The following is a 20001-nucleotide window of genomic DNA, read 5'->3' as shown; positions in this document are numbered from 1 at the left end:
TTTATAATTGGTTACCATCCTTCGTTTTGATCGAGAGACGGGTTGTTTACTCTTTCACCTTCAGGAACCGGGAACAAATATCTTTTCTTTGTAAAGACACGTTCGTTGAAAGAGGTTTGATAGGGTAAAGGGATAATTTCAAAATTCTTTCCATCTTCGGAAATACTGATAGCGTGATGAACTTTTGTCAATTCTTCCACTTTATCTTTTTTATCGGCTTTTCCCCATCGCAATAGACTCCAATATCTGTCACCTTCATGTACCAACTCGATGCGTCGTTCACGTTTATAGGCTTTCCAGGCAAGTTCTGAAGATAAGTTCAGAGGTAGTTCCGGCATTGCGCCATGTACTGTACGGGTTTTGTTAATATATTCAATTGCCGTAGAGATGTTGCCCTGGCGTAACATTACCTCCGCATAGTTCAGATAAGAGCGTCCCAATCGCAGAACTACATAATGGTAGTAAGTCGGGTCCGAATTCAATAACGGTTTTGCCGTATATATGCCTTTGCGATAAACATATCCGTTCAGAGCCATTCCCCAATCACCTCCGGCTTTACTGTCCCAATGCATGTTACCTTTTGCACGCATCGTTACGAGGCTGTTGAAAAAACGGCTTGAGTCTTGTACGACAGTTGCATAGAAACGATTGTCCCGGTTCTTATAAATAGCGTCCGAAACATATCCGCCATTTTGTTGCCAGCTTTTGTAGAAACTACTTTGATTCCAGTCCTTGGCTGTTCCGTCCGTGTCTCTGACTTCGTATTCGTTTACCAGGTCGACTGAAGGGAACATTCCGATCCAGCCTTCAAAGCTGTCGTTCAGTTTGGGGTTGGCGAATTCTTTTAGTTTGTCGTTGTTAACATTCGGAACCAATGTCTGCATCCAGGTATCTGCAAACTTTGTGTTATTCTCATGTCTGAATTGGGCCAGAATAATTTCTTTCGAACCTAGTGCATAATCGAATTCGTTGAACATTTTTTCGTAATCGGTATCCAGATCATACTGTCCGAGGGCGAAAAGATCTTCGCTGGCTTTCTTTGCAATGTTGTAGTATTCATCTTGACCGGATTCGATATAGGCTGCGCCGTGAAGTGCTACTTCCGCCATTAATGCATAGGCTGCACCTCGGGTAAGTATGCCTGTCTCGGAGCTTTTAATGGAGGCGGGCAGTTCGGCAGCTGCATCCTGCAAATCTTTCAGTATGAAGTCATACGTATCCTTGATCGTTTCCGTTCTGGGCAGTTCCATCTTTTCTTCCGGGTCGAGTACGCGGTCTACGATCATCAGTTTTCCGAACAAACGGGCACGGCTGAAGTAGATCATGGCACGTTGCATCTTAGCCTGTGCAATCAGGTGATTTTTATCTTGCTCCAGGAAGGTCGTGTTTTCTTCCATTTTTTGGAGCATGAGATTACACTTGCGGATGTTTGCATAAATATCCCCGGCTTTATCTTTATTCCCGCCTGGATTCCAACCGGCATCGTAATAGCGGTCGATCTGTTCTTTATTTACGTTCGAAGCGTCTCCGTCATCCTGGATGACATCATTGTCCGTCCATTTATCATTCCATACCAACTGTCCGGTGGCATAATTTAGTGAGGGGTACAAGAAGGCTTGTGCCAATTCCGCACTTTCCCATACATCGTTTTCCGAGAATTTATCTAATGGGCCTTTATCCAGAATGTCACTACAAGCCGTACATCCTATTAGTAAGGCCACTGATATTGTTTTAATATTCATATTTTTCATATTATTAAAATTCAATTGTTATACCTTTATTAAAATCCGACTGTTACACCGACAGAATAAACACGCTGTACCGGATAACCTCCGTTTGTGGAAGTCGTTTCCGGATCGAAATAGTCTGAAACTCCGGAAATAGTAAAGAGGTTACTTCCTGTCAGGTTTACCCTGCACATGCTGAGCCAGTTTGCATTCTTCAGCAGCTTGTATTTGAAATCATAAGATAGTGACAAGTTTTTCAAACGAAGGAATGAAGCATTTTTCACCCAGAAGCTCGATTCTACCTGATTGTTTCCTCCGTTGACACCTGAAGATAACGACTTTCTCGGGAAAAGTGCGTCTCTGTTATCTTCTCTCCAATAATCCAGTTGATATTCGTTTTTCACATGGACGGATTCGTCTTTTTTGGTATTGACACCGAATTCCATATTACGTTTACCTGTTCCGTAGAGCAGGCCGGATAGAGAAAATCCTTTGTAAGAGAATACAAAATCTACACCATAGGTAAAATGAGGAGCAGTGGGCATACCGTAACGGATCTGGTCTTCAGCATCTATCTTTCCGTCACCGTTGAGATCCTGATAAACGATATCTCCTAATTTTGTTTCGGAAGATGCTAACCTGCGCGGTACACCTAATATCTGTTCCGGCGACTGATACAAACCGTTGTCAATAAGTATGACTTTGTAATAATCTGTCTGATGTGTACTGCGTTTATACGGATTCATCAGTGTGGACAACGCCTCTTCCTGTTTTACCACATACAAATTGTTGTAATAGGTCATGTTTGTTCCGATCTCATAATGGAAATCCGAACCGATATTATCATTCCATCTCATAGATAACTCAAAGCCTTCACGACGGTGTTCATTGTTCGACTTGATCTGTGGCAATTTGGTTCCCAGCGGAGTCGTGTAACGGTCTTCCGGACTAACCAATCCCCCCTTGGTTACATAAAAGAAATAATCGGCGGAACCTTTTAACCGATAGTTGAAGAAGGCTGCATCGATACCATAGTTTAAAGAATTACGTGTATACCAGCTTAATAGTTCTGGAGATGTCAGTCCTCCTTCGTTAAATCCGGATACTAATTGTCCACCGATACAGATTGCGTTTTCAACCATATTGTAAGTCGACAGATAACCGAATCGGTTCACACCTGTTTCGGTACCCATTTGTCCATAAGAACCACGTAGTTTTAAGAGGTCGATATTTCTTGGGGTAAGATTTTTGAAGAAAGGTTCTTCCGTAATATCCCATCCCAAAGCAACCGACGGGAAGAATCCCCAACGGTGTCCCGGGGCGAAATTATCCGAACCGTCGTAGCGGAAACTTCCTTCTATATAATAACGGTTCGCGAAGTCATATTTCAAACGTCCGACCAATCCCATTCGTCCGCCTTCTTCCGAGTTTCCTGCATTTTGCATGGTTGTGCTGGAGCCGGCAAATAACTGATCGACGGTGGTTGATAGATAGTCTCTGCGGGAAGCCCAGAAATTATGTCCGGTATTTTCTGCTACTGTAAATACGGCTTTGGCATCGATTGAATGTACACTGGCGAAGGTACGCTGGAAAGCTGCGCTTAGCTCGAATTGGTAAGATTCACCGAAATAAGCTTCTTCCTTTAGTGATGGTTTTGTCACTTCCAACTGCGTTCCATCTTTACCGTATTGGGGAGCACGGGCCGAAAGTTTTTTTAAGTGGCTTGAATTTACACGGTAATAAAACATAGAACCGAGTGATAATCCTTTCACCCAGGGTACTGCCCAGTCTGCAACAAATTGTGTGTTCAGGTACATCCCGTTGTTCTTATCATATCCGGAACGTTCATCCATTTCCATCAATGGGTTGTCAGATACTGTACTTAAAGTTCCGTCTTCATTGTAGGCGAGGTCTAACGGAGATTTGGCATTCAGGTGATCCCAGATCTCATTGGCGGCAAATGAAGGATATTTTTTCTTTTCCATGGCTGCATTAATGTTGAAAGCAACTTTCAGTCCGATTTCTTCAAAGGTTGTATTCACATTACTGCGGAGATTGTATCTTGAATAATTCAGGGCATCAGAGGTATACAAACTACCTTGGTCGAAGAGACCTAATGAGAGGTAGTAATTAACATCCTTTTGATTTCCTGTCATAGATAAAGAATGTCTGTATTCCGGAGCAAAGTTTTTCAATCCTAACGAGTACCAGTCTGTATTCGGATACAGGTAAGGATCGGACTGGTTTCTGATAACATCCATTTCATCTTTACTGAATTGATGATATTCTCCGTATCCGTCTGCTATTGCTGCCTGGTTCTGAACATCTGCATATGTGTAAGCATCCAGTTTCTTTGGTAAAACAGTTGGCTGGCTGTACTGTGCATTGAAAGAGTAGACTATTGACCGTTTGCCTTTTCTACCTTCTTTGGTTTTAACCAGAACAATACCGTCTGCTGCGCGTGAACCGTAAACAGCCAGTGATGCAGCATCTTTTAAGATGGAGATGCTTTCAATGTCTTCTGAGTTCAATGTTTTGAACTCCCAATCTGTGGTAATGATACCATCGATAACATATAATGGATCACCACCGCCACGAATGGATATTTTAGGTTCACTACCCGGTTCCCCGCCTTGGTTCTGGATGATTACACCGGAAGCCCGTCCCTGCAGGGTGGATGCGACGTTCGGAAAAGGTAAGTCCTGTAATGTTTCTCCTTTTACGGATGTGACGGCAGAAACTATTTTTTTAGCAGAAGTGGTACCATAACCGATAATGATAATTTCATCCAATGTTTCGCTATCCTCTTTTAACAGGATAGAGAAATCCGATTTGTTTCCGACCGCGATTTCCTGTGCCAGATAGCCTATATAAGAAATAGTAAGGGTTGCGTTTGCCGGAACATCCAGTGTGAAACGACCGTCTATATCTGTGACACTACCAATAGTAGTCCCTTTCACTACGACATTAGCTCCGATAATAGGAGTACCGGTTGTTTCTTTAACAATACCGGATATTTTTCGTTTTTCCTGATTAATAGATCCTTTTTCTGCTTTTCGCAGGGAAATATATCCTTCATTGAAGTTATATTTGATTTGGCTGTCGGCAAATGCCTCTTCCAGTACTACTGAAACAGGTTTGTTTTTTGCTTTGACTTGTACCTGTTCCTGCAGATCGATCTCTTTTTCGCTGTACATGAAAAGATAATCGGTCTGTTTCTCTATCTCATGGATAAATTCCTTGAGTGGCAGATTATTCTTGCTGATGCTCACTTTGGCATTTTGGGAATGCAAAGCAGTGGCACTTAGCTGGAAAATTGCAATTAATGTGAGAACTGTCGTTATTTTCATAATACGAATTGTATGCTTTAATTCAATATAATTGACACGATTGAACAATAGCAATAAGTTTTTTTTCATAACTTTGCTCATAGCTTTAAAAGTTAATACTGTTTTTAAATGTTTGTGGAATACATGAAAAAAGGAAGGTATTGACTTAGGGGTAGGTGCTGGTAACACTTGCCCCTTTTTATACCATTCCTGTAGAATGATTTGATTTTTTATTTCATAGGCATTATATTTAGAAGTGAATACTTATGTATTAGAATATATCTATCTCTTCATTGTTGACTATTTTGTATTGGAAATGATGCACTCCTTGCAGGGCTTTCAATATCCTTTCTATTTCATCGCTCTGACGGAATTTTCCGGATATGTACTGGTCGATCCGGGCTGATTCTTTGATCGTGAATTTTACGTTGTACCACAAAGTAAGATAATCCAGTATTTCAGAGAATTTCTTATTACTGAAGTAAAATATTCCGCTTTTCAGGTATTCTTCATTGTCGAATGAAGCGATGGATTTTATCAGGTTGCCATTGGAAAGAGAAACCATTTCATTGGGCTTCAGGATGATGCTTTCCTGTGGCCTGTCATTATTGATAACCTGCACACGGCCTTCTACCAGGTTGGTTTCAAACCGGTTGCTTTCCGAATAGGCAAATACATTGAATTTGGTACCAAGTACTTTTATATCATATTGTCTGGTTTTGACAATAAAAGGACGTTCAGCGTCTTTTGTAACTGAGAAAAAGCCTTCGCCGTCCAGTTCCACAGAGCGTTCTTCGTTGCTGAACTCATTCGGGATTTTGATAACCGACCGGGGACTTAGCCATGCTTCCGTCCCATCCTGGAAAGTCATATAGATGCGTTGCCCTTTAGGGACTTCTATTTTAGTATAAAGGACGGCTTTCTCTTCCGGCATGAATTTATCGGCGAGCAGCCAGATATTGATGAAAAGAATAGCCACGACTGCTGCATATTTTGCCAGATTAAGATAAAGTTTGCGAATTTGCCGGCGGTTGATTCGGTTCCCCAGCTCTTCCATTTTCTGTGAGGCCCATTCATTGTCTCCCTTTTGTTCTCCCAGCTTTGAGATAGTGACTGTATTTTGCATACGGATGAATTCAGCTTTATGACCAGAGTCGGATTCTATCTGATCAAGAAGTTCTTTCTTTTCTGTGTCAGAAAGTTCTCCGAGGAAATATTTATCTAGTTGTTCATTCATGCTATTTAGTGCTTGTTCTATTAATATGACGGATAAGTTCCGACCATCTACTAGTCGAAAACAGAAAAAAATAAATTTTTTTTGAGAAAGATTTTAGATGATGAAAATGAACAGGGGGAGGTAGTCTTTCAATTCTACTTTCAATTTACGGATAGCGGTTACAATATGGTTTTGCACGGTATGTACGGATATATCCAGTTGTGTGGCTATCTCCTCATGCTTTAATCCATTCATTCTGCTCAGAATGAACACCTGCCGGCATTTTTCCGGCAGGTGTTCTATGGCTTTAGCCAATAGATCTTCTATTTCTTTTTCTGTAAAAATGTTTTCATCGAATTGCATCAACGCTTCCATTTTTAATTTTAATTCTCTTTCCTGCAGATTATCCAGTGATTCTTTTTTACTATCTATGAATGTTTTGTGGCGGTAAAAGTCGATACATCTGTTTTTAGCCAGTGTAAACAGGAAGGCGTTGAGGTTTGTCAGGGAATCCAGCATGTCCCGGTGTTCCCACAAATACATGAAAATATCCTGTACGATGTTTTCGGCATCTTCGGTTGAAATGACATATTCCCGTGCAAAACGTACGAGTTTTGGGAAATACACTAAGTATATTTTCGAGAATGTATTTTTCTCTGTTCCTGAAAAGTTACTCATATTTCTTCCTTTCTGTTACGGGTACATATAATAGAGTATTCCCATTCCTTATGGGCATTAGGGTTTCGTATAACGTGTATTTAGCTCCCATAATAATTTCAAATTAAAGGTTATTTTCTCGATCCCGTATTGAATATCATTACTGTAATCTTTTCATTCCCCAGTTGTGAGATGGAAAAAAGATTTGTACAAATATACAGCATATCCATTGTAAAGCACCATATCAGACAGGTAATTTTTTGTTTCAGGAAGGTCATTGAGATAAATATCCATATCTTTGGGGAGATTAAGTGCTTTGTTGTAATCCGAAGTCATTATGAAAAACTTAATAACTGGTATTTTAATATTATTCTTTTTTATTGGTTGTGCCGACAGAAGTGATAAAGATTGGTTAAGTCCGGGAGATATGAAAGAAGATATCCGGTACTTTTTTCATATGATCAGGGATATACATCCGGACCCGTATCAACGTTATGATTCGATGACTTTTGTTACGTTAGAGAAAAAGATGATCGAATCGTGTTCTGTGCCTATGGCACGGGAAGATTTTGGGTGGCGGTTGATGAAGGTCAGGAAATTTCTGGATGGACATGTCGCTGTGTTCGGGTTTTTCTCCGATTTGGGGCGTTATCGCTTCCCGGCTGTTGAGTTTCGGGGGGATCAGATGTTGTTGGGAAGTGATACTCTGTTGGCTGTAAGAGACTCTTTTGCGTCTTATACGGCTTTGGATATAGATTCTATGATTCCGTGGGATCAGCCTTCGAGGTTTCGGAATGAAAATATGAATTTGTTATTGAATTTATTACTATCTCCTGCCAACAAAAGTACAATGACATATACAGGTGTCGTAAAAACATCAAACGGATCTCGTGATACGACCATTTGCGTTGATACTCACAGGATAATAAATGATTCTGTGTATTCCAAGCCGTATGCTTCTGCTTTTCATCCGGAAGATTCTATTGCGGTTCTTTATTATAATACTTGCATGATCTATGGGGAGGATAATGTGAAGCAATACCGGGGATTTGTGGATGCCTTTTTTAGTGAATTGAAAAGCAAGCATATAAAATATTTGTTTATCGATGTAACACATAATGGCGGAGGATCGGATGGTAATAATTCTGTCATCATAAACCATTTGAGAACGGATGAGAGCATTACCAAAGTGAGGATGACGGGAAAGAAAGCAGGTGTGGAGAAATATCTTAAATCAGATTTGGTTAAAAAGTTCTTTGGTGAAAATGAAGCAGAAAAGAATTATTGGATGGAGAGATTTGGAAATCCTATAATGGAAAAGGGTATCGCATTTATGGAAGAATCTACACCAGCCAACAAATCTGGCTATGATGGAAATGTTTTTGTTATTATGGGAAATAAGACCTATTCAGCAGGAGCTAATTTTTGTCTGGCAATAAAACAGTCGCATGCTGCGGTATTGGTAGGAGAAGAGGCAGGACAGTATTATCCTATTTGCGGAAATGTCATTCGAAGTGCTTTGCCTAATTCAAAGATACAGTACCAGATACCGGCAACGGAGACTTTTTATGAGCCTTCGGCATTGTTTGAGGAAGGGTATATACAACCAGATATTTATTATTCTATAGAAGAATTCTTAAATGTGAATAACTATAAAGAAATAGTGAAACGTTGCTGTAAAACAGCGTGTTATGTTCGCTGAAAATCCGGTTAAATTACTTAGTTCATACAGAACTAAGTTCAAAATGATCACAAAAATAGAAATAAAACCTATTATTCTCTTTAATAAGTGAGAATTATTCCTACAGAAGGTGAATTTATACAGTAGGAACATGGTGTTGTTCTGCTTTTTAATGATTTCAGCTCTACTTTTTTACTTATCATACTTGTTTTTTTTACACATAGATAATAGTTCTGTATGAACTAAGTATCCACTATCTATCGTATAAAAACAAGGAAGTGATGCTGAAAAACAAACAGAGCAATTACAAAGTGCTATATGAGAAATACATTGACCAAATGTATTCATACGGTAGGGCACTAGGTGTGGATGAGGATACATTGTATGATCTTATTCATGATGTCTTTCTTCATTTTTTTGATCATCAGAACGAAATATCGGAGGGTGAACATGAAAAGAATTATCTTTTGCGCTGCTTAAAAAATCGATTTATCTCTCAAAAAAGAAAAGAAGTTGGTTGTGAGGAACTAATAGAAACAGAGGATTATTTTTTTCAGATTTCTGTTTCCGGATTAGATCGTATCGAAGAAGAAGAGGAACGAAAAGAGTTAACCGAGCAAATAGAAAATATGTTGCAATGCCTTACAGGACGTCAGCGGGAAGCTATTTATTTACGTTATATGCAGGAATTGGAATATGATGAAATTGCGGTTTTACTTGGATTGACAACGAAAGGCTCCCGCAAATTGATTTATCGTGCGATTAATCGTATTCGTGAAAATTATCTCCCATTATTATTTTATTTATTTTATTGAAGCCTTTTTTTATTTTTAATGGGGTCATTTAGCCTTTTCATGCGTATGTATAAGAAATGACGCATAAAAGGTTCATAAATGAGCGATAAGAAAATATCAGAAATAACACATAGATTGGTGCATGATCGGAGTTTCATCATGTGGTGTCTGACTCCTACCGAAGAGTTGAATGCGATTTGGTTTTCCTGGCTGGAGGAACATCCGGAAGAACAATTGGCTGCAGACCAGGCACGTGCCATTTTGAAATCAGTTCGTTTGAATGATTTTTCTGTTCCGGCAGATAAGTCGGAACAACTTTGGGCTGGTTTACAGATTACTATGCAGAAGAGACATGTCGGGAAACGAGTGAGATTGATACGCTATGCTGCCGCTTGCGTTGCTGTGTTATTGCTGGGTATTACCGGTTTTGGATTTTGGGGTGAAAGTTGGTTCTCCCAAAATCAGGTAGCGGATACCGGACTGATAGTTGACAGTACCCGGACTGAAGTGACATTGATTCTGGATACCCGCGAAACTGTTCAGGTAGAAGATAATGCTTTGATCGCTTATGATTCGGAAATTACGGTAAAAGCAAAAGAAAAAGAGCGGACTATTGCAAAGAAGGTCACAGAGGATGATCCTGAAAAGATCGTTATGAATACATTGGTCGTCCCCAAAGGACGCCGTTCTTCGCTTTTGCTGGAAGACGGATCGAAAGTTTGGGTGAATTCAGGTAGCATATTGCATTTTCCTTCCAGTTTTGAGCCATCTCAACGCTCAATAGAAGTGGAAGGAGAGATTTATATTGAAGTAGCCAGGAAAGAAATTCCTTTTTATGTGAAAACAAAAGGTTTTGTTGTTAATGTGCTGGGAACCAAATTTAATATTTCAGCTTATGAAGAGGAGCAGGAAAGCTCTGTTGTGCTGGTGGAAGGTCATGTAGCGGTTGAAACTACAAATAACGAAACAATTCAGTTACTTCCTAACCGGAAATTAACTATTCAGGAGGGTAGAAACGAGATAGATGAGGTGGATGTTTATGATTATATATCCTGGAAAGACGGTTTACTTCAGTTTCGGGGAGAGACGATGGATAATATCTTAATGCGATTAAGCCGGTATTATAATATTCCGATACGATGTAAATCCGGAATCGGAGATAGAAGGTCCTCCGGAAAACTCGTTCTGTTTGACGATATCCATCAGGTTATGGAAACTTTCTCTATTCTTTATAATACGCAATATCATTTTGAATCAGATACTTTGATAATAGAATAATAACCTTAAAAACAGAATGCCTATGAGATAAGATTATGAAGGAACATTACCGATAAAAAAGAAGTCCGGACGATGGGCAAGATCATCCGGACTTGTCAGAGATTAAATTTTCCAATTAAAAATGAAAAACCTAAAGACATACAAATGTATGAAAAAAATCAGACATATAATTGTATTACTGCTGAGTATGAGTATCACTTATGCTTATGCAAATAATGATTCGTCTATTTCGATAGAACAAATCCTGGAGCAAAAACAGTCTACTATGCTGGACGTTTTTAAATTCATAGAGACCGAAACCGGTTATGTATTTTTTTATTCCGATGAGATAAAAAGCGAATTGAATAGAAAAGTAAAAACTGAAGTAGTAAAGGGTTCCATACAAGAGATACTTAATCCGTTGTTTGAAAAAACGGGATTAACTTATCAGGTAAATGGAAATCAGGTAGTAGTAAAAAGAAAAGCGACTTCCGGTCCGGTTTCTTTGCCTTCTGTTTCGCAAAAAAAGAGTGTTACGGTAACAGGCGTTGTCGTGGATGCGGCCGGAGAACCTCTGATCGGTGCAAATATTTGGTTGAAAAACAGTTCTGTCGGAGCTGTAACCGATATCAATGGTAAATATGCGATTAAAGTGGAAGGCATAGGAGGAGTTCTTACTTTTTCTTATATGGGAATGAAGAGTGTGGATATCGCTGTCAGTAATCAATCGATAATAAATGTAACGCTGGAAGCTGATGATGAAGTGTTGGACGAGGTTGTTGTTGTTGGCTACGGGCGTCAGAAAAAGGAGAGTGTAGTAGGAGCTATTTCTACTGTAGATGTCTCAAATTTGAAAGTTCCGGGAGCTTCTATTTCCAATGTGCTGGCCGGTCAACTAGCTGGAGTTGTAGCGATGAGCCGGTCGGGTGAACCCGGTAAAAACAGTGCTGCAGACTTTTATATTCGCGGTGTCTCTTCTTTTAAAGGGAATTCAACCCCTTTGGTATTGGTCGATGGCATTGAACGTGAGTTGGATTTGGTCGATACGGATGATATTGCCTCTTTTTCCATTCTTAAGGATGCTTCAGCCTCTGCTGTGTATGGCGTACGCGGAGCAAACGGAGTTATTCTTATCACAACTAAAAAAGGAAATATCGGGAAACCTTCGATCAATGTACGGACAGAAGCAGGTATTACCAGCCCGACCAAGATGCCTAAAATGGTGAACTCTGCACAGTGGGCAGATTTGTATAATGATATCCAACCAGGCTATTATACGCCGGAAGTCCTGGAAATGTATCGTAGCGGAGCCGATCCGGATCTTTATCCGAATGTAGACTGGATCGATGCATTGTATAATGATCTGGCTTCCAATCAACGAGTGAACCTGAGTATCACGGGTGGAACGGAGATTGTAAAATACTATATCTCCGGGTCATTCTATAATGAAAGCTCTATTTTTAAAAGTGCAGGGGATATATATGACTATAATTCGTCTATTAATTACAATAAGTTTAATTTCAGGGCGAATGTCGATTTATCTTTGACTAAAAGTACCACTCTGAATTTAAACCTGGCGAATATATATGAAAAGTCTTTTGGTCCGGGGTTTGGAGATAATGATGATACGATTTGGCAATATACTTATCTGGTTTCTCCTAATGCTTTTCCCGTTCAATATTCAGACGGGACAATTGCCGCTCCTTCAAGTGACTCAGGCTATAATCCCTGGAATATGCTTGTACATTCCGGTTATCGCCAGCAATTCTGGAATTCTTCGCAGTCGCTGGTCGGATTGACTCAGGATTTTGGAGCGATCTGGGAACCATTGAAAGGTTTGACCGGTAATTTTAAGTTCTCCTGGGATGCCTGGAATACAACGATTCAGCGTCGTAGTAAAGAGCCTACTCAGTACCATGCTACCGGTAGAGATGAGGAAGGGAATCTCATCTTCGGTACTCCGATCCGTACCGGTAGTGGCGAATTGTCGTATGCTATCGGTCGTGACGGTACAATGACGACTTATATGGAAGCCTCTCTTAATTATGAACGTCTATTTGATAAAAAACACCGTTTGGGAGCCCTTTTCTTATATAATCACAAAATTCACACCCGTACTCAGGAAGGAGATAAGTTTAAATCTTTGCCATATAAAAACCAGGGTATTGCAGGACGTATGACGTATGCATTTAATGATACTTATTTTGCAGAAGTAAATATTGGTTATAACGGCTCGGAAAACTTTGCACGCGGACATCGTTTCGGCTTTTTTCCGGCAGGTGCTATCGGGTGGATGGTTTCTAATGAGAAATGGTTCCAACCGTTGACTAAAGTGGTGGATATGTTTAAGTTGAAAGGTTCGTATGGTATAGTCGGGAATGACGATATCGGAGGACAACGGCGTTGGGTGTATGAATCGACTATCCTTGTCGGCAATGATGCCGGGGCAGGAAACTGGAATTATGGCTCTGCCGGTGGTAATGGTGGCGGAGGTATCCGTGTCGGTGATGTAGAAAATTTAACTGCATCATGGGAAGAGGCACATAAGCTCAATGTAGGTGCCGAATTTTCTTTATTCAATAAGCTGCGTATTCAGGCCGATTATTTTTCGGAAAAACGTACCGGTATTTTTCTGCAACGTGCCGGTTTACCAGCTATTACCGGTTTATCTGTAATTCCTTATACCAATATCGGTGAAACAAAGAATCAGGGGTTTGACGGAACAGTGGAATATTCACAGAAGGTTGGTGAAATTTTTCTGACTGGCCGTGCCAATTTTACCTACAATAGAAATGAGTTGCTTAATAATGATGAGCCGGATTGGGAATATAAGTATCAGAACAGGATAGGGAAACCATTCGGTTCGGGTGGAGCTATGCAACCCTTCGGATTGGTTGCACTGGGACTGTTTGAGAGTCAGGAAGAAATAGATAATAGTCCTAAACAAACATTTGGTGAATATCGCATCGGTGATATTAAATATCAGGATATCAATGGCGATGGAGTGATCAACTCGCAAGACCAGGTGGCGATGGGATATACCAATCTTCCAGAAATGATCTATGGTTTTGGTGCCACTGCACAATGGAAGAATTGGGATGTGAATGTATTTTTCCAGGGGGTCGGACATGTCAATTTCTTTTTAAGCGGATCGACTATAAAAACTCCTTTCGGCTCCGGAAATATGGAACGTGCAGCAATCAATGAGGATGTTTATAATAAGGTATGGAGACCGGGTAATACGCCGGAACAAAATGCAGGGGTTATATATCCCCGTCTGAGCTGGAGCGGATCATCGGGTTCGTCCAATAATGCACAGACTTCCGATTGGTGGATGCGGGATGGCAGTTTCCTGCGTCTGAAAAACTTTGAAGTTGGATATACGATGCCTAAAAGTTTGATGAGTAAGACTTTTATCAAGTCATTGCGTTTCTATTTATCCGGAAATAACTTGCTTACGTTTAGTAAGTTTAAGTTGTGGGACCCTGAAAAAGGAAATGGAGATGGCTCGGGATATCCTCCGAACCGAGTCGTAACAATTGGTTTCAATGCTAATTTTTAATCCTCTAAAAAATTATAAATATGAAAATATCGATAATACAATCTTTTCAAATTATTTGTCTTTTGATAGGGTCTTCCTTTTTTTCATCTTGTGATGATTTTCTGGATAGGCAGGAAGACGAAAAACTGACGTTTGATAAAATCTGGGAAACCCGTGGCAATACCCGGAGTTATTGGCTTAATTCAATGAGTTTTTTACCGAATGATGCTGAAGATTTTAATTATTCACCCTGGTTAGGCGCATCTGATGAAGCTTCGGTGACTTATGACCGCGATACACGTTGGATCAATTTCGGTTCCTGGAATGCCAGTAGCGTACCTTATTACAAAATGGATTTCTATTATAAGGGAATACGTGAATGTAACATTTTTATGCAAAATGTAGACCGATGTTCCGACCCGATCGTCACAAAAGAAGAACTGGCGCAATGGAAGGTGCAAAGCCGGTTTGCACGTGCCTATTATTATTTTATGATGATGCGCATTTATGGACCTGTCTTTTTACTGGGGGACGAATTGCTGGATTTCACGGCATCGACGGAAGATCTTTATCGTCCGCGTAATACATGGGATGAGTGTGTGAACTATGTAGTAAGCGAAATGGAAGCATGTATCAACGATCCGGCAATGGCTGAAAATTATTCGGATGCGGAGAAAGGATTAGCTACAAAAGGAGCTTGTCAGGCTGTTATTGCCCGCTTGAAGCTTTATTCGGCCCGTGATCTGTTTAATGGAAATAAATTGTACGGTTCGGTTGTCAATCCGGTAACCGATAGATTCCCAGAATTATCGGGAGTCCATTTGTTCCCTCAGGAGTATGATGCAAATAAATGGCTGGAAGCAGCTAAGGCGGCTAAAGTTTTGATCGATGATCCGCTGTATAAATTATATCGTGCAGGTGACGGCTCTGACCCATATGCAAATTATTATGGGATAACTCAGGAACATTGGAATTCGGAATTGATTTGGTCAACCGGATATAAGGGCCGATATACAATGGGAGTACACACGGTTCCGACCGGAATTTCCGGAACGGCTTATGGTGGTGTAGGTCCGACACAACAACAGGTGGATGCATATGCTATGAATAACGGGCGTTATCCGATTACCGGATATAACGGAACAAATCCTGTGATCGATAAGCGATCGGGATATAGTGAAAATGAACTGGATAAAACAACATGGGAATATCCTGCGTGGGGAGGTGCTGCTGCCTACGATTTAACAGCTCCGAATATGTATAAAGATCGTGAGCCTCGTTTTTATATTTCTGTATTTTTCGGAGGAAACAAATGGCATCACGGTAGTGGTATGACGTTGATTTCTTTTGCAAAAGGTGCTAACGGAAATAAGTCGCATGATTATCCTAAATCCGGTTATGTGATCAATCGTTTTTACGATCATACGCTCAACTCTGCCAGTGGTCAATGGGGGAATATTGTTTTTCCGACATTCAGGTTGGCTGAAATGTATCTTAATTTTATTGAATCCGTGCTTGAATGTAAGAAACGTAATGTGAACTTACCTGCCGGTTATGAAACACAGGCAATGGAACTTTGGGCCGATTTACGCGACCGCGCCGGTTTGGTTCCGGTTACGGAGGTCTATCCGAATGCTTCGACCGAAGAGTTGATAAAACTTTGCCGCAATGAACGCCGGGTTGAGCTTGCATTTGAAAATCATCGTTATTTCGATACGCGCACCTGGATGATCGCTAAAGAAGTGGACGGCGGTCCTATGTTCGGCATGAATACACAATATCCCGGAAGTGGAGATGATACTCCCGATGGTTTTTGGGAAAGAGTTACTTTTGAAACACGGGTATTTGAAGATAATCATTATCTCTATCCTTTCTCACAGCGTGAATTGGACAGAAATAAGTTATTGACTCAAAATTATGGTTGGTAATAGAAATATCTTACGAATCCAAAAAGAAATTACATATGAAAAATAGATTAATCATATCGCTTTTATTTGCTTTGGGACTTTCGTTCACGGCTTGTGAAGACAACAAAGGTGAATATTTAAGCGAATATAGTACAGTCCTTTATTTTAAGAATAGCGGCGAGGTGCCTCTGACGCTCTATAAGACAGGAGAAGATACCGAATATCAACAGGTGGTAAATAAAGCCGGTTCTGACCTGGGGAGTATCGCGGAGGTCGGAATAGAAGTTTGGAGTGACGAAGCATTAACCGCTTATAATACGCAATCTGGTACTCGGTATGTGAAGTTACCCGCTAACTGTTATCAGATCCTTGATGACCGGCTGAACTTTGATGCCAAAGATCAATATAAAATGGTAAATATCGTATTCCGGACAGATCTTATTTACGATTTGTCGGCTGATGTTGATTATGTATTGCCGATTTCTTTGGCCGACTCGAAAGATTCGATCAATGCAGAAAAGAATAGTATGCTGTTGATTCCTTCTGTTATGATCCCTTCAATCTATTTTGATCAGACAGGTTTTGTTTCCAATATTTTTACGGATGAGGGAGAAGAGCAGGCCAGGTTTACTTTGCCTGTCACTATGCCGATGGTAAATAAATGGACATTCGATTGTACAGTTGAAGTTGACCCTTCGCTGTTGGATGAGTATAATACCGGAAATGAAACGGATCATGCCTTATTGCCGGAAAATGCATATACCTTGAGTGGGGATGGCATCGTTCCGTTTACCCCGGAATATAGCCTGAAAGATATGGAAATAAATGTAGACCGTACGAAATTGGTTTATGGCAATTATGTTTTACCCTTGCGTTTGACCGGTTGTACACAACAAGGCTTTGTTATCGATGCGGAGAAAAATACTTGTTTGTATGGTATTTCGTATGTTCCGGATAAAAGTAAACTTAAAGATGTGGCTTTGACGGTAAATATGCTTTCTTCCAATGCTGTTGAACCGTCGGAAGGTTCATTGGCAAATCTTTTGGACGGAGACGTGGAAACTTACTTCCATTCGGCGTGGAGTGTGGCTGTAGAAGGCTATCATTATGTTGAGGTTGCATTGCCTGCCGAAAGTAGCGCTCTTAGCTTTACTTATACGACTCGTTCGTCTAATGGAAATGCAGCTCCTGCAGAAATCATAATAGAAGGAAGTATGGATGGTGTTTCTTTCAGTAAAATAGGAACATTGGATAGTGGTTTGCCTACAGGCGGCAAAGAAACGTATGAATCACAGGTAATGGTTGGCAAACCCTTTAAAATCGTTCGCTTTACTGTCACTAAAAATGCTACTGGAGCTAACTATTTTGTATGGAGTGAATTTAGCATGAAAGTATTTTAACGAAGAATACTAACTGAACAATTAACACATTTACTCAGAGGGAGCAGCATGTTTGTTGCTCCCTTTTTTTGAGGGTATACGGATGATTTTTTGTGTAATTATCCTTTCTTTTGCTTTTTGTAATCCCTCGGCGACATCCCCATTATCTTGCTGAACAGCCGGGAGAAATAATAGGTGTCTTCTATTCCTATCTTATAGCATATCTGATTGACCTTCATATCCGTAAAGTCCAGGAGCTGGCAGGCTTGCTGTATCTTGAGTTGGTTGAAGTAAGTCAACGGGGCATAACCGGTACGTTTACTGAACAGAACGGAGAAATGAGAGGGGGAGTAGCCGATATGGGTTGCCAGATCTGCTAATGTCAGTTTCTTTTCCAGATTCTCTTTCATATAATGGATAGCGGCTGTTACGATATCGTTTGTGTCGGATTCGGTACGGACGGCTTCGCGATATTGTTGCAGGTAACGTAAAGAACCCAGATAATAATGAAATGCAGAACAAGCATAAAGAAGGTTTTCATGGCTATATCCCATTTCCAGCGTGCGGAATATCTCCTCGAAAAGATCGTTCCGGTTACTGATACGCGACTGGACACTCGGTTTAATTTCTATCGGGCGGGCAGCCTGTCCGGCGAAGTAGGAGGCCAGTTTCCCTTTGAAATGTATCCAGTAAATTGTCCAGGGATTGTTTTCGTCCGAACCGTAAGCGTGCGGAGCTCCGGCAGGCAGTATGAAATATTGATTGGCTTTTACCGCATATTCCTGTTCCCCGACACGGAACCATCCGGCTCCCTCTATACAATAGATAAAGACAAACTGACTGATAGGCTCCGTACGTTCCCGGAAATGGTGCAGAGCTTTCGGATAATAACCGATATCCGTAATATGCAGGATCGAGGAAAGTGCATCCTTTTCCATCTCCTGTACGACTGACAAAGGGAGCACAAGTGCCCGTTCACCGCTAAAACCGTCTTTTCGTTTGATCATGGTATCAGATAGATTAATGTTGCAAAGATATAATTAAATCGTAAAATTGTCCATCTTTAAGTCTGTTTTATCTATTTCACTATTTACGGAAAGACTGTTTCTTTGCACCATAACTTTAATTCTATTGTCATGAAGCGAACAACTGCTTATTTATTACTTATCTGTCTTGTCTCAGCCATGGGAGGATTGCTGTTCGGTTACGACTGGGTGGTGATCGGTGGCGCAAAGATATTCTATGAACCGTTCTTTGGATTGGAAGGCTCTGCTGCTCTTCGCGGGTGGGCTATGAGCAGTGCTTTGATCGGTTGCCTGACCGGAGCATTACTGTCCGGTGAATGGAGTGATAAGTATGGAAGGAAAAAGATGTTGATCATCGCTTCTTTTCTTTTTGTATGGTCTGCTTATGGGACAGGAGCGGTCGATAGTTTTACCTGGTTTATCATTTACCGTATAATAGGCGGGTTCGGTATCGGGATTGCTTCGAATGTTTCGCCGGTATATATTGCAGAGGTCGCTCCGGCTTCTGTCCGGGGAAAATTCGTTTCCCTGAATCAGCTGACAATCGTTTTAGGTATCCTGATGGCGCAGTTGGCAAACTGGCAGATTGGTGAATATTTTACACAGGGCGGTGAAACGTTGACAGATAATAGTATCGAATGGGCATGGCGGTGGATGTTCTGGGCGGAATTGATTCCGGCAGGATTATTCTTTGTCCTTTCGTTTATTATTCCGGAGAGTCCGCGCTGGCTGGCTACCGTACAGAAGACGGCGCAGGCACGAACCATCCTGTCGCGTATCGGTGGTGAGCAATATGCTGATCAGACGCTGAATGAACTGGCTCAACTGACCGGTAAAAAAGAAGAAAAGGCGAACTGGGGTGCCCTGTTGCAACCGGGTGTCCGTAATGTGCTGGTGATCGGGATCGTTCTGGCGATCTTCCAGCAATGGTGTGGTATTAATGTGATCTTTAACTATGCACATGAGATCTTCTCGGAAGCCGGTTATGCCGTTTCCGATGTGCTGATGAATATTGTAGTGACAGGAGTGACCAATGTGATCTTTACTTTCGTAGCCATTTACACTGTGGATAAATGGGGTAGACGTACCCTGATGTTTGTCGGTTCGGCGGGGCTGGCTATCATCTATGCCATATTGGGAACCTGCTACTTCCTGGAAATGAGCGGTTGGCCGATGCTTCTGCTGGTAGTGATGGCGATAGCCTGCTATGCGATGTCGCTGGCGCCGGTTGTTTGGGTGGTTCTTTCCGAAATATTCCCGGTGAGGATACGCGGAATGGCCATGGCGATCTCTACTTTCTTCCTTTGGGTGGCCTGTTTCCTGCTGACATATACCTTCCCGATACTGAATGAGGTGGTGGGTGCTTCGGGTACTTTCTGGCTGTATGGCCTTATCTGTCTGGGCGGATTTCTGTTTATCCGTGCAAAACTTCCTGAAACGAAAGGAAAAACTCTGGAAGAACTGGAAAAAGAATTAACAAAATAAATA

General features: G+C 41.0%; 12 protein-coding genes. 7 read left to right on the top strand and 5 right to left on the bottom strand.

Annotation, left to right across the window (positions count from 1 at the left end; all coding sequences use genetic code 11):
- Positions 1-11: 11 nt before the first annotated feature.
- The 4 genes from DWW23_RS12200 to DWW23_RS12185 all read right to left on the bottom strand — a co-directional run bounded on the left by DWW23_RS12200 (position 12) and on the right by DWW23_RS12185 (position 6950).
- Positions 12-1751 carry a RagB/SusD family nutrient uptake outer membrane protein gene (locus tag DWW23_RS12200; RefSeq protein WP_122353554.1) on the bottom strand — a complete coding sequence of 580 codons (1740 nt, stop codon included), beginning with the start codon at positions 1749-1751 and terminating at the stop codon, positions 12-14.
- 29 nt (positions 1752-1780) lie between these two features.
- The gene (locus DWW23_RS12195; protein WP_122353553.1) at positions 1781-5158 is read right to left on the bottom strand and encodes a TonB-dependent receptor; all 3378 of its coding nucleotides are present in this window, start codon (positions 5156-5158) and stop codon (positions 1781-1783) included.
- Positions 5159-5327: 169 nt separating this feature from the next.
- On the bottom strand, positions 5328-6293 hold the full coding sequence (locus DWW23_RS12190; RefSeq protein ID WP_122353552.1) for a FecR family protein: 966 nt from the start codon (positions 6291-6293) through the stop codon (positions 5328-5330).
- A gap of 93 nt (positions 6294-6386) precedes the next feature.
- Entirely contained in the window at positions 6387-6950 is a 564-nt protein-coding gene (locus DWW23_RS12185; protein WP_122353551.1) for an RNA polymerase sigma-70 factor, read from the bottom strand.
- Between the two features lie 316 nt (positions 6951-7266).
- Between DWW23_RS12185 and DWW23_RS12180 the strand changes: the two genes are divergently transcribed.
- The 6 genes from DWW23_RS12180 to DWW23_RS12155 all read left to right on the top strand — a co-directional run bounded on the left by DWW23_RS12180 (position 7267) and on the right by DWW23_RS12155 (position 17509).
- Entirely contained in the window at positions 7267-8631 is a 1365-nt protein-coding gene (locus DWW23_RS12180; RefSeq protein WP_122353550.1) for a S41 family peptidase, read from the top strand.
- Between the two features lie 260 nt (positions 8632-8891).
- Positions 8892-9425 (top strand): RNA polymerase sigma factor, encoded by a 534-nt coding sequence (locus DWW23_RS12175; RefSeq protein WP_122353549.1) that lies wholly within the window; start codon positions 8892-8894, stop codon positions 9423-9425.
- Positions 9426-9503: 78 nt separating this feature from the next.
- On the top strand, positions 9504-10682 hold the full coding sequence (locus DWW23_RS12170) for a FecR family protein (RefSeq protein ID WP_122353548.1): 1179 nt from the start codon (positions 9504-9506) through the stop codon (positions 10680-10682).
- Positions 10683-10830: 148 nt separating this feature from the next.
- A complete protein-coding gene (locus tag DWW23_RS12165; RefSeq protein ID WP_122353547.1) occupies positions 10831-14223 on the top strand; it encodes a TonB-dependent receptor in 3393 nt (1130 codons plus the stop codon).
- A gap of 20 nt (positions 14224-14243) precedes the next feature.
- Positions 14244-16130, top strand: a complete 1887-nt coding sequence (locus DWW23_RS12160; protein WP_122353546.1) for a RagB/SusD family nutrient uptake outer membrane protein — start codon at positions 14244-14246, stop codon at positions 16128-16130.
- Between the two features lie 35 nt (positions 16131-16165).
- On the top strand, positions 16166-17509 hold the full coding sequence (locus tag DWW23_RS12155) for a BT_3987 domain-containing protein (RefSeq protein WP_122353592.1): 1344 nt from the start codon (positions 16166-16168) through the stop codon (positions 17507-17509).
- A 98-nt stretch (positions 17510-17607) separates the two neighbouring features.
- Here the strand turns inward: DWW23_RS12155 and DWW23_RS12150 are convergent, their stop codons facing one another.
- Positions 17608-18495 (bottom strand): AraC family transcriptional regulator, encoded by an 888-nt coding sequence (locus DWW23_RS12150; RefSeq protein ID WP_122353545.1) that lies wholly within the window; start codon positions 18493-18495, stop codon positions 17608-17610.
- A 129-nt stretch (positions 18496-18624) separates the two neighbouring features.
- Between DWW23_RS12150 and DWW23_RS12145 the strand changes: the two genes are divergently transcribed.
- Positions 18625-19998 carry a sugar porter family MFS transporter gene (locus tag DWW23_RS12145; RefSeq protein WP_122353544.1) on the top strand — a complete coding sequence of 458 codons (1374 nt, stop codon included), beginning with the start codon at positions 18625-18627 and terminating at the stop codon, positions 19996-19998.
- Positions 19999-20001 lie beyond the last annotated feature (3 nt).

Source organism: Parabacteroides sp. AF14-59 (assembly GCF_003479515.1).
Classification (GTDB): Bacteria; Bacteroidota; Bacteroidia; order Bacteroidales; family Tannerellaceae; genus Parabacteroides; species Parabacteroides faecis.
Note: the sequence above shows the minus strand (reverse complement) of the source record. Positions and strands in the feature narration are given on the sequence as shown.

Bases quoted from the DNA above. Each gene is read 5' to 3' on its own strand.
- DWW23_RS12145 (WP_122353544.1), top strand. From the start codon at position 18,625: ATGAAGCGAACAACTGCTTATTTATTACTTATCTGTCTTGTCTCAGCC.
- DWW23_RS12185 (WP_122353551.1), bottom strand. From the start codon at position 6,950: ATGAGTAACTTTTCAGGAACAGAGAAAAATACATTCTCGAAAATATAC.
- DWW23_RS12180 (WP_122353550.1), top strand. From the start codon at position 7,267: ATGAAAAACTTAATAACTGGTATTTTAATATTATTCTTTTTTATTGGT.
- DWW23_RS12160 (WP_122353546.1), top strand. From the start codon at position 14,244: ATGAAAATATCGATAATACAATCTTTTCAAATTATTTGTCTTTTGATA.
- DWW23_RS12190 (WP_122353552.1), bottom strand. From the start codon at position 6,293: ATGAATGAACAACTAGATAAATATTTCCTCGGAGAACTTTCTGACACA.
- DWW23_RS12170 (WP_122353548.1), top strand. From the start codon at position 9,504: ATGAGCGATAAGAAAATATCAGAAATAACACATAGATTGGTGCATGAT.
- DWW23_RS12165 (WP_122353547.1), top strand. From the start codon at position 10,831: ATGAAAAAAATCAGACATATAATTGTATTACTGCTGAGTATGAGTATC.
- DWW23_RS12195 (WP_122353553.1), bottom strand. From the start codon at position 5,158: ATGAGCAAAGTTATGAAAAAAAACTTATTGCTATTGTTCAATCGTGTC.
- DWW23_RS12150 (WP_122353545.1), bottom strand. From the start codon at position 18,495: ATGATCAAACGAAAAGACGGTTTTAGCGGTGAACGGGCACTTGTGCTC.
- DWW23_RS12200 (WP_122353554.1), bottom strand. From the start codon at position 1,751: ATGAAAAATATGAATATTAAAACAATATCAGTGGCCTTACTAATAGGA.
- DWW23_RS12175 (WP_122353549.1), top strand. From the start codon at position 8,892: ATGCTGAAAAACAAACAGAGCAATTACAAAGTGCTATATGAGAAATAC.
- DWW23_RS12155 (WP_122353592.1), top strand. From the start codon at position 16,166: ATGAAAAATAGATTAATCATATCGCTTTTATTTGCTTTGGGACTTTCG.